Raw genomic sequence first — 13381 nt, forward strand, 5'->3', positions numbered from 1 at the left:
TTGAGCACATTCGCCATCCGGCAGACATGGCCGTGCAGCTCCGCATAGGTGATGTGCCGCGCCGCGTCGCCGGGATCGTCGGGCTCCCAGATGATCGCGGTCTGCGCGCCGCGCGTCTCCAGATGCCGGTCCACGCAATTGGCGCAGACATTGAGCGTGCCGTCCTCGAACCACCTGATCGACACGTCCGGATAGGCGAAGCTCGTGTTCTTCACCGTCCCGTAGGGCCGCATCCAGTCCAGACGCCCCCCAGCCTCGCCCCAGAACCCCTCAGGATCCGAAACCGAGCGCGCATACATCTCCTCGTAGCGCGCAGCGTCGATATGGGCGGTCTTGACGAAATCTTCGGCGGGCGGAAAACTGCTGTCGGTCATGGCGATGTCCTGTCGTTCTGATACCGCTCCGGGCGTGCGGCCCGGAGCCTCCTCCCCCGGCTCAGATGGCCAGGTATTCGTGGCGCAGGTCCTCGTTCTCGAGCACTTCCTTGGCAGTGCCGTCGAAAACAACCGACCCTGTATCAAGGATCACCGCCCGATCGGAAATTTCAAGGGCCGCGATCGCATTCTGTTCGACAATTACCGTGGTGATCCCCTGTTCGCGGATCAATTGGAGGGTTTTCTCGATCTCCCGCACGATGACCGGGGCGAGGCCCTCGTAGGGTTCGTCGAGCAGCAGCAGCTTGATGTCGCGCGCAAGCGCCCGGGCGATCGCGAGCATCTGCTGTTCGCCGCCCGAGAGCGTCACGCCTTCCTGTTTGCGCCGCTCGCCAAGCCGCGGGAACAGCTCGTAGATACGCTCCAGCGACCACCCCTTGGGCTCCACGATCTGGGCCAGTTGCAGGTTCTCCTCCACGGTCAACCCGGCGATGATGCGACGGTCCTCGGGCACAAGCGAGACGCCCGCGATCGCGGCTTCATGGGCCTTCTTGTCGTGCAGGCGCTGGTGGTCGAGCCAGATCTCGCCATGCGTCAGGCTGGGGTTGTCCAGCCGCGCGATGGTCCGCAGCGTCGAGGTCTTGCCGGCGCCGTTGCGGCCCAGCAGCGCCAGGATCTCGCCCTCGTGCACCGTGAAGCCGACGCCCTGCACGATGTAGCTTTCGCCGTAATAGGCGTGCAGGTGATAGGCCGAGAAAAAGGCCGGCGCCGTGGTCGCGTGGCTGGCGGCGAGTTCCAGCGAGTGCTTGCTGGAAGTGAATGCCTTTGGTTCGCTGTTCATTGCCATGTCCTTCAGTGTCCGCCGAGATAGGCTTCCTGGACCTTCGGGTGGCCCTTGATATTGTCCGGCGTGTCCTCGACCAGGGGCGTACCCTGGGCCATGACGGTGATCCGCTCGGCGAGGCTGAAGACCACATGCATGTCATGTTCGATGATCGCCATGGTGATGTCGCGCTTGTCGCGGATCTCCTTGAGCAGGTCGATCGTGTTGTTGGTGTCGGCCCGCGCCATGCCCGCAGTCGGTTCGTCCAGGAGCAGGAGTTTTGGCGACTGCGACAGGCACATGGCCATCTCCAGCCGCCGCTTGTCCCCGCGCGAGAGGCTCGCGGAATGTGCGTGCCGCTTGTCGATCATGTTCACGTCGATCAGCATCTGTTCGGCAAGGGCGATGATGTCGGCCTCGTTCTCGACGGTCTCGAAGGCGTGCATCCGGTAGGAGCCGTCGCGCTTCGCGAAGAGCGGGATCAGCACGTTCTCGAACACCGTCAGGTCGGCGAAGATCTCGGGCGTCTGGAACACGCGGGAAATGCCCATCTGGTTGATCTTGTGCGGCGCCACGCCCAGCAGGGACTGGCCTTCGAACATCACCGAGCCGGTATCGGGGATCAGCTTGCCCACCAGGCAGTTGAGGAAGGTGGACTTGCCCGCCCCGTTCGGCCCGATGATGGCGTGAACGGTGTTTTCCTTGACCGTGATGTTGACGTCGTCGAGCGCCTTCAGGCCACCGAAACGCTTGGAGACGCCCTTGACTTCGAGAATTCCCATCGGTGCCTCCTTACTCGGCCGGGGTGGTGGCTTTGGAGCCGTCGTCGGACCTGTCCTCGGCCTTCCTGCGGCGGAAGAGCCCTGCGATGCGCTGGCCCAGTTCCACCAGGCCGCCAGGCAGGAAGATGACCACCAGCATGAAAAGCATGCCGAGCGTCAGGTGCCAGCCCTTGCCCACGAAGGGATGGATGAGCGTGATCAGAGCGTCCTCCAGCCCGTCGGGCATGAAGGCGAACCAGCCATGCAGGACGTTGTCATTTATCTTCGAGAAGATGTTCTCGAAATACTTGATGAAGCCCGCGCCCAGCACCGGCCCCATCAGGGTGCCCGCACCACCCAGGATCGTCATCAGGACGACCTCGCCGCTGGCGGTCCATTGCATACGCTCGGCCCCGGCGAGCGGGTCCATCGAGGCCAGCAGGCCGCCTGCCAGACCGGCATACATGCCCGAAATCACGAAGGCCGCCAGCGCGTAGGGCCGGGTGTTGAGCCCGGTATAGGCCATGCGCGTCTTGTTGGTCTTGATTGCGCGCAGCATCAGCCCAAAGGGCGAGCGGAAGATCCGCAGGCTGATATAGAAGGCGATGATCGCGATCACCGCGCAGACATAATAGCCCACCGAGAAGGTGAAGACGCGTCCGAATACCTCCCACTGTGCCGAGTCGTTCATCTCCAGCCCGAAGAGCGAGGTCGAGGGCAGAGAGTTGGTGATGCTCTCGGGGTCCAGGATGCGCGGGTCTGACAGGGTCAGTTGCAGCCCGGTCTCGCCATTGGTGATCGGGGTGAGCACCGAATAGGCCAGGTTGAAGGACATCTGCGCGAAGGCCAGCGTCAGGATCGAGAAATAGATGCCGGTCCGCCGCAGCGAGATAAAGCCGATCAGCAACGCGAAGAGGCCCGAGACGATGACCGCCAGGATGATCGCGGGGATGATGTTCATGCTCAGGAGTTTGAACATCCACACCGCCGAGTAGCTGCCGACGCCAAGGAAGGCCGCGTGGCCGAAGCTCAGATAGCCGGTCAGCCCGAAGAGGATGTTGAAGCCGATGGCGAAGATCCCGTAAATCGCGAAACGCTGCATCAGGTCGGGATAGCCCGCATTGAACTGCGCCAGCCCGCTGTTTTCCGCGAAGGGCTGAAGCAGGAAGGGCGTGAACATCGTCAGCGCGACGACGATCAGAAGGAACCTTGTGTCCCGCTCGTTGAGGCCGAGGAAGGTCATGCTCTTACTCCTCCATCACGCCCTTGCGACCCAGCAGACCGCGGGGACGGGTCAGCAGGATGACGATGGCGACAAGATAGATGATGATCTGGTCGATGCCGGGCAGGATCGACTTGATCTCGTTCATCGAAGCGAAGCTTTCCAGAATGCCCAGCAGGAAGCCCGCGGCCACGGCGCCGGGCAGGCTGCCCATGCCGCCCACCACGACCACGACGAAGCTCAGGACGAGGAAATCCATGCCCATGTGGTAATTGGGCGAGTTGATCGGCGCGTACATGACCCCGGCAAGCCCGGCCACCGCCGCGGCGAGCCCGAACATCAGCGTGAAGCGCTTGTCGATATTTATGCCCAGCAGCCCGACGGTTTCACGGTCGGCCATGCCCGCGCGCACCACCATCCCGAAAGTGGTGAATTGCAGGAAGGCGAAGACCGCGCCGATGATGAACGAGGCGAAGAGGAAATAGATCAGCCGCCAATAGGGATAGATGATGGCGTTCGGATCGAAGCCCAGCAGCACGCCGAAATCGAGCGAGCCCCTGAATGCATCGGGCGCCGGGGTCGGGATCGGGTTGGCGCCGAAGAAATATTTGACGATCTCCTGCAGCACGATCGCCAGGCCGAAGGTCACGAGGATCTGGTCGGCATGCGGGCGCTTGTAGAAGTGCTTGATCAGGCCGCGTTCCATCACGAAGCCGAACGCGACCATCACGGGGATCGAGAAAAGGATGGCCAGTGGCACGGCCCAGTCGATGATCGCGCCGCCCGTTTCCGGGCCGAACCAGCCCTCGACATAGGGCGACTTGACCTCCAGCGGGTTGCCCAGAAAGTCGGTGCGCGTCTCGTCGATCGTAATGTAGGACAGCGTCAACAGCTTCTGGAAGGTGACCGCGCAGAACGCCCCGATCATGAAGAGCGCGCCGTGAGCGAAGTTGACCACGCCCAGCGTGCCGAAGATCAGCGTCAGGCCCAATGCGATCAGTGCATAGGCCGAACCCTTGTCGAGGCCGTTCAGGACTTGCAGGAGGATAGCATCCATCTTGTCCACCCGTGATTTGCAGTGGTGGGTCCGGCAGACTTGACCGGAAGGACCGGCCGCGCGTGAAGCGCGGCCGGTTTTTCTGCTGCCGGTCGGTCAGGCGCCCGGATTGCAGTCGCCCAGCGCGCCGCCCGCGAACATCGGGTGATCCGGCGGATAGGTGACCTGCGCGGCCGGGGTGACCTCGACCACTTCCAGAAGGTCGAATTCGGATTCCGGGTTCTCTTTCCCGCGCACCACGAGCACGTCCTTGAAGCACTGGTGGTCGTCGGCGCGGTAGAGCGTCGGGCCGTTGCCCAGCCCGTCGAACTCGAAGCCTTCCAGCGCCTCGGCGATGCCGCAGGGGTTGAAGGTGCCCGCGCGCGTTGCGGCATCCGCATAGAGCAGGGTCTGCACATAGCAGGTTTGCGCGGCCTGGCTCGGCGGACGGCCGTATTCCTTGCCGAAGGACTGTGTGAAGGTCTTGGAGCCCTCGTCGGTCAGCGACCAGTGCCAGTTGGTGGAGCCGAAGATGCCCTTCACGTTCTCGCCGGCGCCCTGCGCCATCAGGCGCGAATAGAGCGGCACGACGATCTCGAAGTTCTTGCCGTTCACCTGCTTGTCGCGCAGGCCGAACTGCACGGCGTTGGTCAGCGAGTTGACCATGTTGCCGCCGTAATGGTTCAGGACCAGAACGTCGGCGCCCGAGTTCAGGACCGGCGCGATATAGGACGAGAAGTCGGTCGCGGCCAGCGGCGTCTTGACGGCGTTGACGGTTTCCCAGCCCAGCGCCTCGGTCGCGGCCTTGATCGACTCCTCCTGGGTCCAGCCCCAGGTGTAGTCGGCGGTCAGGTGATAGGCCTTCCGGTCGGAGCCGTACATTTTCTCGAGCACCGGTGCCAGCGCCGCGCCCGACATGTAGGCGTTGAAGAAGTGCCGGAAGCCGTTGGCCTTCTTGTCCTTGCCGGTGGTGTCGTTGGAGTGCGTCAGACCGGCCATGAAGATCACGCCCGCCTCCTGACAGAGGCCCTGCACGGCGATGGCCACGCCCGAAGACGAGCCGCCGGTGATCATGATGGCGCCATCCTTCTCGATCATCGACTTGGCGGAGGCGCGCGCGGCGTCGGACTTGGTCTGGGTGTCGCCGGTGACGAACGCGACCTTCTTGCCCAGGATGCCGTTGCCCTGAAGCTCCTTCGAGGAGAAGGTGTTCAACATGCCGCCGTCGCCTTCGCCGTTCAGGTGCTTGACGGCCAGTTGGTAGGCGCGCAACTCGTCCGCACCCTCATCGGCATAGGGGCCGGACTGGGGCACGTTGAAGCCCAGGGTCACGGTGTCGCCGGACGGCTCGTTGGTGTAGGCGTTGGCCATCGACGTGAAGAACGTCGGCATGGCAAGGCCGGCACCTGCCACGGCGCTGGTTTTCAGCACACCCCGGCGGGTGAAATTCGATTTGGACATGTAATCCTCCCATAGGTTTTGACGACGACCTCCTCCACGAGACGCCGGACCCTTTACAGGTCGTCGTCATTATGGGGGGTGCTTAGAAAATTACGCAACAACCGCTTGCTGTATAATAATAAATTTGTGAATATCTACACAAGATTTACACCCGAGGTGTAAATGAATTTACCAGCGGCCGGAAAACCGGCGCGATTTCAGAGGCTTTGACGTGGCGTCACGAACCTTTATCGGCCAACGTATCCGTGAGCGGCGCATGAACCTTGGCCTGCGCCAGGCCGAATTGGCGCGGCGTGTCGGGATTTCGGCTTCCTATCTCAACCTGATCGAGCACAACCGGCGCAGAATCGGTGGCAAGCTGCTGCTCGATCTCGCGGCGGAACTCGGGGTCGAGGTCGCCACCCTCACCGAGGGGGCGGAAGCTGCCCTTCTGGGCTCGCTGCGCAGCGCCGCGGAACGCATCGAGGGGACGGGCGCCGACCTCGACCGCGTGGAGGATCTGGCGGGCCGGTTTCCCGGATGGGCGCAGCTCATCGCGGCGCAGGACCGCCGCATCACCGGGCTGGAGGAAACCGTGGACAGCCTGTCGGACCGGCTGACACACGATCCGTTCCTGTCTGAGTCCATGCACGACATCCTGACCACAGTCAGCGCCATCCGCTCCACCGCGTCGATTCTGGCCCAGACCCCGGATATCGAGGCCGAATGGCTGGCCCGATTCCACGACAACGTGTTCCACGACAGCCGCCGCCTGTCGGACACCACGCAGGAGCTGGTGCGCTATTTCGACCAGATCTCGCGCGAGGAAACGGGCTTTTCCACCGCGCCCGACGCGGCCGCCGATTTCGCCGAGGCGAACGCCTATCACTTCCCCGAACTGGAGGCGGGTGCGACGCCCGAGACGCTGATCGACCGCGCGGCGTCGCTGACCGGCGAGGCGGAAAGGGGCCTGGCGCAAGCGTATCTGGAACGCTATTGCGCCGACGCTCAGCGCCTGCCGCTGGCGCCCTTCCAGGACGCCTGCGCGCGGCTCGACCACGATCCGGGGCGGCTGGCTGCCGAGTTCGGTGTCGATCTGCTTGGCGTGTTCCGGCGCCTGGCGAGCCTGCCGCCCGATGGCGCGGCGCCGGATTTCGGGCTGGTGATATGCGACGGCTCGGGCACGCTGATCTTCCGCAAGGCGTTGCCCGGCTTCTCGCTGCCGCGTTATGGCGCGGCCTGCGCGCTCTGGCCGCTCTTCCAGGCGCTGATGCGCCCGGCACAGCCGCTGCGCGCGGTGATGGAGACGCCCGATGAGCTGCGCTTCCTGGCCCATGCCGTCTGCCTGCCGGTCACCGGCGCCGCTTTCGACGGGCCGCAGATCGTCGAGGCGGCGATGCTCTTTCACCGGATCGACGACCGCACGGCGGAGGCCTCCGCGGCGCAGGTCTTTCGCGTGGGAACGAGCTGCCGCATCTGCGCGCGGAGCGACTGCGCGGCGCGTCGTGAGCCGTCAATCCTGCGGCACAGCACATGACGGCATGTTGCGGGTTTTGACACCGGCGTCAAAGCAGGCATTATGGCGGAAAAAGAAAGCACTGACCGGCGTGATGCGGACAAGGTCACAGGGGGGAGACCGCAGATGGGCAAACACGTCCTTCTGATCGAGGATGAGCCGAATATCATAGAGGCCATCCGCTTCATACTGGAACGGGACGGCTGGCGCGTGAGCACCCATTCGGACGGGGCCGACGCGGTGGAGGCCGTGGGCGCGCACAGACCCGATGTGGTGATCCTGGACGTGATGCTGCCCAACCGCAGCGGGTTCGACATCCTCAAGGAACTGCGCGGCCACGACGGCACGGCGGCGCTGCCGGTGCTGATGCTGACGGCCAAGGGGCAGAGCCGCGACCGCGCGCTTGCCGAAAGCGTCGGGGCCAGCCGCTTCATGACCAAGCCGTTTTCCAACCAGGAGGTGCTCGCCTCGGTGCGCGAGCTGACGGGCGGATGAGCCGGCGGGCCGAACACGCGCTACTTCTGGAGCAGCGGAACTACCGCCGCCGGCGGCTGCATGATGCGGCCTTCCTGCTGCCGGTCCTGGCGGTGCTGCTCTTCCTATTGCCGCTGATGGGATTCCGCGCCGAGGACGGGTCGGAAGGCGTCGTCTCCACCCGTGCTGCGGGGATCTATTTCTTCGCTGCCTGGGCGCTTCTGGTGCTGGCCGCCGGCGTGCTTTCTGTGCGCCTGGTACGCGGCGGCGGCGACGAGCGCCCCGCAGGCGGAGGAGACGGGGGCTGATGGTCGGCTTCGACACGCTCGTCGTCGTCTGCATCGTCTATGTGGCGTTCCTGTTCATCATCGCTTTCGCCGCGGAACGCCACGCGCAGGGCGGCCATGCGGGCTGGCTTCGCTCCCCCGTCATCTATACGCTGTCGCTGTCGATCTACTGTACCGCCTGGACCTTCTATGGCGCTGTCGGCTACGCGGCGCGTTCGGGGCTGGAGTTCCTGACGATCTACCTGGGACCCACGATCGTGTTCGTCGGCTGGTGGTGGTTCCTGCGCAAGATGGTGCGTGTCGGGCGCATGCAACGCATCACCTCGGTGGCCGACCTGATCTCGTCCCGCTACGGCAAGTCGAACTTGCTGGCGGTGATCGTGACGCTGCTCGCGGTCGTCGGCACCACGCCCTATATCGCGCTCCAGCTCCAGTCCGTGACGCTGAGCTTCGACGTCTTCGCCGCGCCGGCCGCGGAGGCCTGGGCGCCGCGCGACCGCACCTCCACCGCTTTCTGGGTCGCGGTGGGGCTGGCGCTCTTCACCGTGCTCTTCGGCACCCGGAGCCTCGATGCCAACGAGCAGCACCACGGGGTGGTCACCGCGATCGCGGTCGAGGCGGTGGTCAAGCTGGTGGCGCTGCTGGCGGTAGGGGTCTTCGTGGTCTGGGGTGTGGCCGGCGGGCCCGGTGCGGTGCTCGACCGTATCGACGAGAGTGCGATCGCCCAATGGCAGGGGACCGGCGGACGCTGGGTGCCGCTCATCTTCCTGTCGGGGGCCGCGGTGATCTGCTTGCCGCGGATGTTCCAGGTGACGGTGGTGGAGAATTCCGACGAGCGCCACCTGGCGACCGCCTCCTGGGCTTTCCCGCTCTACCTGCTCTTGATGAGCCTCTTCGTGGTGCCAATCGCCGTGATCGGCTTGGCGGTCCAGCCGCCGGATGCCAACCCCGACCTCTTCGTGCTGACCCTGCCGCTGGCCTTCGAGCGCGAGACGCTGGCGTTGCTGGCCTTTCTCGGCGGTTTCTCCTCGGCCACCTCGATGGTGATCGTCGCGGCCATCGCGCTCTCCACCATGGTGTCGAACCATATCGTCATGCCGCTCTGGCTGCGGATGCGCGAGGGCACGGCGACGGTCTCGGGCGACGTGCGTAATGTCGCGCTGACGGCGCGGCGGCTCTCGATCGGCGGGGTGCTTGCGCTGGGCTATACCTATTACAGTTTCACCAGCGGGTCCGAGGCGCTGGCCGCCATCGGGCTGATCAGTTTCGTGGGCGTGACGCAGGCGCTGCCGGCGCTGGTGGGCGGGCTTTTCTGGCGCGGCGCCACGCGGCGGGGCGCGGCGGCGGGGCTGATCGCGGGTTTCGCGCTCTGGCTCTACACGCTGTTCCTGCCCAGCTTCGGCGGCTCGTGGCTGCTGCCGGCCACGATCCTGGCCGACGGACCTTTCAGCATCCACTGGCTGCGCCCGCAGGCGCTGTTCGGCATCGGCGGGGACGACCCGCTGATCCACGCGATGGGGTGGAGCCTGGGCGTCAACACGGCGCTCTTCGTCGTCGTCTCGCTGCTGAGTTTTCCCTCGCCGCTGGAGCGGCTCCAGGGCGCGCAGTTCGTCAACGTGTTCCAGCATTCCACCGGGCCGGGCGGCTGGATCGGCGGCTCGGCGGCTGCCGAGGATCTGCTGATCATGTCGCAGCGCCTGCTGGGCGCGCCCGAGGCACAGGCACTTTTCCAGGCCGCGGCGCACAGGCAGGGTAAGGAGGGCAACCTGCCCGATCCAACCCGCGAATTCATAGACCTCTTGGAGCGTGAGCTTTCCGGCTCGGTCGGTGCGGCCACGGCCCATGCGATGGTCGGGCAGATCACCGGCGGCGTGTCTGTCTCGGTCGAGGATCTTCTGGCGGTGGCCGACGAGACGGCGCAAATCATGGAATATTCCGCCCAGCTTGAGGCGAAGTCCAAGGAACTGGCGGAAACGGCGGCGCAATTGCGCACCGCCAACGCCATGCTCACGCAACTCAGCGTGCAGAAGGACGCCTTCCTGAGCCAGATCAGCCATGAGCTGCGCACGCCGATGTCCTCGATCCGGGCGTTCTCGGAGATCCTGCGTGACACGCGGGGGCTGAGCCAGGAGGAGTTTCAGCGATTCTCCTCGATCATCCATGACGAGAGCCTGCGGCTGACGCGGCTTCTCGACGACCTGCTTGATCTCAGCGTACTGGAGAACGGGCAGGTGACGCTGCACCCGGAGGAGGGCAACCTGGCCGACCTGCTGGACCGCGCGGTCTCCGCCGTGGTGCCCGAGCCGCGCGACAGCCGCCTGAAGATCCGCCGAGAGCCCGTGCTGGAGGACGTGCCGCTCTACACCGATTGCGACCGGCTGCGGCAGGTTTTCATCAACCTGATCGGCAATGCGCTGAAATATTGCGACGCCGCCGAACCGGAGTTGCGCATAAAGGTCCGGGTCAACGGCACGCGCGTCGCGGTCGAGTTCAAAGACAACGGAAGCGGCATCCCGGAGGGCCAGCAAAGCCTCATCTTCGAGAAATTCGCGCGGCTCTCCGATCATTCCGCGGCGGGCAGCGCCGGGTTGGGCCTGGCGATCTGCCGCGAGATCATGCGCAACCTGGGCGGCTCGATCAGCTATATGCCGGGTCCGGGCGGCGCGCGGTTCCGCGTCTCGCTGCCGCGCCGGGTGGCGCAGGCGGCATGATCGTCGCGAAGGTACACGCTTTGTAAAAGATTCCGCGCGACATCTGGTCCGTGATGTCGGATCAGATCAGTCCAGATGCGCCCGAGACGGCGGTTCCGGTCCTGCGGCGGATGCTTTCCGCGGGGCGTGGCCACGCCTCGGCCTGCGGCGCGGAAATGGCGGAGGGACTGCGCCGCGCGGCCGCCGCCGCGGCGCGGTCGCGTCTCGGGCTGGGCTGCGACCTGGACGCGATCGAGGGTGAGGTCGCGGGGCTGGAGGAGATGCTGGCTGCGGTGCCGCGCGACGCTCTGATCGCGCTGGTGTCGCGCGAGGGCGGATCGGGCGGGCTGGTGGCGATGGACGCCGCGCTGGTGGAGGCGCTGGTGGCGATCCGCATCACCGGGCGTGTCCCGCGCGGGGCCGAAACCGATGGCAGCGGGCGGCGGGCGCTAAGCACGGTGGATGCGGCGCTGGCGCGCGATTTCATCGACGCGCTGCTGGCCGGGCTGGACCGCGTGCCGGGTCTTTCGGGGGCCGCGCGGTTGCGCTTTGCCGATTACCTGACCGACCCGGCGCCGCTGCGCTACAGCCTGCCTGCGGGTGGCTGGCTGCGCGTGACCTTCGAGTTGCGGCTGGGGGCGGAATCTCCGGTCGGGCGGATGCTGATCGCCTTGCCGCAGCGGGCCGGGGCCGCGCCGCCCGGTCCGCAGGTCGATCCCGATGCGGACTGGTCGGCGCGGCTCGACGCGGCGCTGGGTACTGCGCCGATCCGCCTGAACGCGGTGCTCGACCGGATGCGGCTGCCGCTCGCGCGGCTGAAATCTCTGGCGCCCGGCGACGCGATCGAATTGCGAGCCGGGGTGCTGTCGCAGGTCACGCTCGTCTCGGCGGAAGGGCGCAGGATCTGCACTGGCCGCCTGGGGCAGGCGCGCGGCCACCGCGCGCTGCGCATCGGGCCGGAGCCGCCCGCGCTGACGCATGAGATGGTCGAACTGGACGAGCCGGGGCAGGCGCCAGACACGGAGGCCGGCGCGCCCGAGCCGCCGCCGGAGTAGACCCGAGCCCACGCGCGCCGCATCGGGAAGGTGTTGCCGCGCCGGATCCGGATGAGCCACGCGGCGGGCGCACCGCCGGACCGTTCCGGGGTTGGGCGGCCCCAATCGCCGAAACAGTACGGATTGGCACCGGCGCCACCGCTCGGGCCGGTGGCTCGTCCATGGCCCCCCAGGGTCGGACGGGAGGTCGGTGATGCGATGCCCTTCGACGCGTGGTGCAGGGGTGGGTCCGAGACCTGTGCTGGTGCGCCCGTTCTCGCCGCCAAATGACGCTGTGGTAATGGGCGGTTCAGGAGCGCCGGAAAAGGCGACGCACGGCGAGGCTCTGCGATCTATCGTTCGCGTAGCGTGCGGAACGGGCTGCGCACCGGGCGGCAGGTGGCGCGGTCCCTGCCGGTTCGCACGCGGCGCAGGGACGGCAGGTCGGTCTCAGGCCGCGCAGCGGACCGTTGGCGCCGCCGGTTCGCGGCCTGTGTGACACCACCTTTCCCGCCGCGTGGCCTGGTCCGTCTCGGGCGTCGCCCCCCCCTGAGCGGGCGGGGCAGCACGCCCCGGCCGGGCGGTCAGTCCTCCTCTTCCTTGTCGAGCGAGTTCAGCACGATCTCGCCCGTCTCGTGGAGCCTCCGGATCTCCTGGATCAGCGCGGCATGGGCGGCCTCGCCATCCTTGCGCTTGACGCCCGCGCGCTCGGCGATTTCCTCGCGCAACTGCTCTGCCTTGCGCTTGGACATGTTGTCGAGCAGGAACTCGACCGCGTCGGGCGCAACCGCACCGCCGGCGGCGAGCGCCGTGACGAGTTGGTCATTGTCGATCCCGCGGAGCGCCTTGGGTACGTCCAGCGGGTCCAGCCGTTCGGGAATATCGGCGAAGGTAAAGATCGTGCGCCGCACCTGTTCGGCGAAGTTCTGGTCGGCGCTGTCGAGATCGTCCAGCAGCGTCTCCCGCGTGGCGGCGGGCGCGAGGTTCAGGATCGCGCCGATTCGCGCCGCGGGATCGTCGCTGAAGGCGCGCGCAGGCCGGTCGTCGAGCCGTGCCGTCAGGGTCTGGCCGATCCGCGTGACGGTCTCGGGTGGCGTGCCTTCGGTGGCGGGGATCGCCAGGGCCACCGCGCGCGCCTGCGCCCCCGGCATCCGTTCCAACAGCGCAGCGGCCTTCGCTGTGGAAAGTTTCGACAGCACCACCGCGGCGACGAGCGGACTTTCTCCGGCGATGAACGGCATCAGCGTCTCGGGTTCCAGCCCGGCGATTCGCGCCCAGGGATCGGCCCCGCCATGCGCGGCCTGCGCGCGGCGCAGATAGTCGCTGGCGCCCGCGCTGATATGGTTCTCCAGAAGCGCCAGCGCGCGGTCGAGACCGCCGGGGAAGGTGATTCCGATGCTTTCCATCTCCTCCAGGAACTCGAGCACCACCGCGATCAGCGTTTCCCGATCGACATAGCGCATCCCCGCCATTGCGGCGGTCAGGTCCGCCTGCATCTGGTCGTCGAGATGCGACAGGGCCGGGATCGTGCCTCCGTCGAGCAGCAGCCGCACGATCACGGCGGCCTTCTGACGTTTGGCCAGCGCGCGCGCCGCTACCCGGATGGGCAGGCATGCCCGGCGGGGCCGCGACTTGCAGGGCGCGCCCATAGATGTCGTCCTGCGGGTCTGCGATGTCGGCCATCTCTCTCACCTCCGTTCCGTCTGATCGCGGCTATCATCGGT

General features: G+C 66.4%; 12 protein-coding genes. 5 read left to right on the plus strand and 7 right to left on the minus strand.

Going from position 1 to position 13381, the window contains the following annotated elements; genetic code table 11:
* From DDZ14_RS14375 to DDZ14_RS14400, 6 genes are all read right to left on the minus strand, one after another.
* A partial coding sequence (locus DDZ14_RS14375) for an acetyl-coenzyme A synthetase N-terminal domain-containing protein (RefSeq protein WP_304598365.1) occupies positions 1-374 on the minus strand: 374 nt, incomplete at its 3' end.
* A 61-nt stretch (positions 375-435) separates the two neighbouring features.
* Complete coding sequence (locus DDZ14_RS14380) at positions 436-1215, minus strand: ABC transporter ATP-binding protein (protein WP_109425679.1); 780 nt, start codon at positions 1213-1215, stop codon at positions 436-438.
* An 11-nt stretch (positions 1216-1226) separates the two neighbouring features.
* Positions 1227-1979: an ABC transporter ATP-binding protein gene (locus tag DDZ14_RS14385; RefSeq protein ID WP_109425680.1), complete on the minus strand. Its 753-nt coding sequence runs from the start codon at positions 1977-1979 to the stop codon at positions 1227-1229.
* A 10-nt stretch (positions 1980-1989) separates the two neighbouring features.
* Positions 1990-3201 (minus strand): branched-chain amino acid ABC transporter permease, encoded by a 1212-nt coding sequence (locus tag DDZ14_RS14390; protein WP_109425681.1) that lies wholly within the window; start codon positions 3199-3201, stop codon positions 1990-1992.
* Between the two features lie 4 nt (positions 3202-3205).
* A complete protein-coding gene (locus DDZ14_RS14395; protein WP_109425744.1) occupies positions 3206-4237 on the minus strand; it encodes a branched-chain amino acid ABC transporter permease in 1032 nt (343 codons plus the stop codon).
* Positions 4238-4333: 96 nt separating this feature from the next.
* Positions 4334-5677, minus strand: a complete 1344-nt coding sequence (locus DDZ14_RS14400; protein ID WP_109425682.1) for a substrate-binding protein — start codon at positions 5675-5677, stop codon at positions 4334-4336.
* A 211-nt stretch (positions 5678-5888) separates the two neighbouring features.
* Here DDZ14_RS14400 and DDZ14_RS14405 point away from each other — a divergent pair, with 211 nt between their 5' ends.
* The 5 genes from DDZ14_RS14405 (at position 5889) to DDZ14_RS14425 (ending at position 11678) form a co-directional block, all read left to right on the plus strand.
* A complete protein-coding gene (locus DDZ14_RS14405; protein ID WP_255417506.1) occupies positions 5889-7193 on the plus strand; it encodes a helix-turn-helix transcriptional regulator in 1305 nt (434 codons plus the stop codon).
* A 105-nt stretch (positions 7194-7298) separates the two neighbouring features.
* The gene (locus DDZ14_RS14410) at positions 7299-7667 is read left to right on the plus strand and encodes a response regulator transcription factor (protein ID WP_109425684.1); all 369 of its coding nucleotides are present in this window, start codon (positions 7299-7301) and stop codon (positions 7665-7667) included.
* Positions 7664-7954: a hypothetical protein gene (locus tag DDZ14_RS14415; protein ID WP_109425685.1), complete on the plus strand. Its 291-nt coding sequence runs from the start codon at positions 7664-7666 to the stop codon at positions 7952-7954. Before DDZ14_RS14410 ends, DDZ14_RS14415 begins: the two co-directional genes overlap by 4 nt.
* Positions 7954-10644 carry an ATP-binding protein gene (locus tag DDZ14_RS14420; protein ID WP_109425686.1) on the plus strand — a complete coding sequence of 897 codons (2691 nt, stop codon included), beginning with the start codon at positions 7954-7956 and terminating at the stop codon, positions 10642-10644. Before DDZ14_RS14415 ends, DDZ14_RS14420 begins: the two co-directional genes overlap by 1 nt.
* A 53-nt stretch (positions 10645-10697) precedes the next feature.
* The gene (locus tag DDZ14_RS14425) at positions 10698-11678 is read left to right on the plus strand and encodes a FliM/FliN family flagellar motor switch protein (RefSeq protein WP_109425687.1); all 981 of its coding nucleotides are present in this window, start codon (positions 10698-10700) and stop codon (positions 11676-11678) included.
* A 563-nt stretch (positions 11679-12241) separates the two neighbouring features.
* Here DDZ14_RS14425 and DDZ14_RS14430 read toward each other — a convergent pair.
* Entirely contained in the window at positions 12242-13306 is a 1065-nt protein-coding gene (locus tag DDZ14_RS14430; RefSeq protein WP_109425688.1) for a flagellar motor switch protein FliG, read from the minus strand.
* Positions 13307-13381: the final 75 nt, after the last annotated feature.

Source organism: Maritimibacter sp. 55A14 (assembly GCF_003122205.1).
Classification (GTDB): Bacteria; Pseudomonadota; Alphaproteobacteria; order Rhodobacterales; family Rhodobacteraceae; genus QEYE01.

Coding starts and splice junctions, on each gene's coding strand:
- DDZ14_RS14380 (WP_109425679.1), bottom strand. CDS start 1,215: ATGAACAGCGAACCAAAGGCATTCACTTCCAGCAAGCACTCGCTGGAA.
- DDZ14_RS14385 (WP_109425680.1), bottom strand. CDS start 1,979: ATGGGAATTCTCGAAGTCAAGGGCGTCTCCAAGCGTTTCGGTGGCCTG.
- DDZ14_RS14390 (WP_109425681.1), bottom strand. CDS start 3,201: ATGACCTTCCTCGGCCTCAACGAGCGGGACACAAGGTTCCTTCTGATC.
- DDZ14_RS14395 (WP_109425744.1), bottom strand. CDS start 4,237: ATGGATGCTATCCTCCTGCAAGTCCTGAACGGCCTCGACAAGGGTTCG.
- DDZ14_RS14400 (WP_109425682.1), bottom strand. CDS start 5,677: ATGTCCAAATCGAATTTCACCCGCCGGGGTGTGCTGAAAACCAGCGCC.
- DDZ14_RS14410 (WP_109425684.1), top strand. CDS start 7,299: ATGGGCAAACACGTCCTTCTGATCGAGGATGAGCCGAATATCATAGAG.
- DDZ14_RS14415 (WP_109425685.1), top strand. CDS start 7,664: ATGAGCCGGCGGGCCGAACACGCGCTACTTCTGGAGCAGCGGAACTAC.
- DDZ14_RS14420 (WP_109425686.1), top strand. CDS start 7,954: ATGGTCGGCTTCGACACGCTCGTCGTCGTCTGCATCGTCTATGTGGCG.
- DDZ14_RS14425 (WP_109425687.1), top strand. CDS start 10,698: ATGTCGGATCAGATCAGTCCAGATGCGCCCGAGACGGCGGTTCCGGTC.
- DDZ14_RS14430 (WP_109425688.1), bottom strand. CDS start 13,306: ATGGGCGCGCCCTGCAAGTCGCGGCCCCGCCGGGCATGCCTGCCCATC.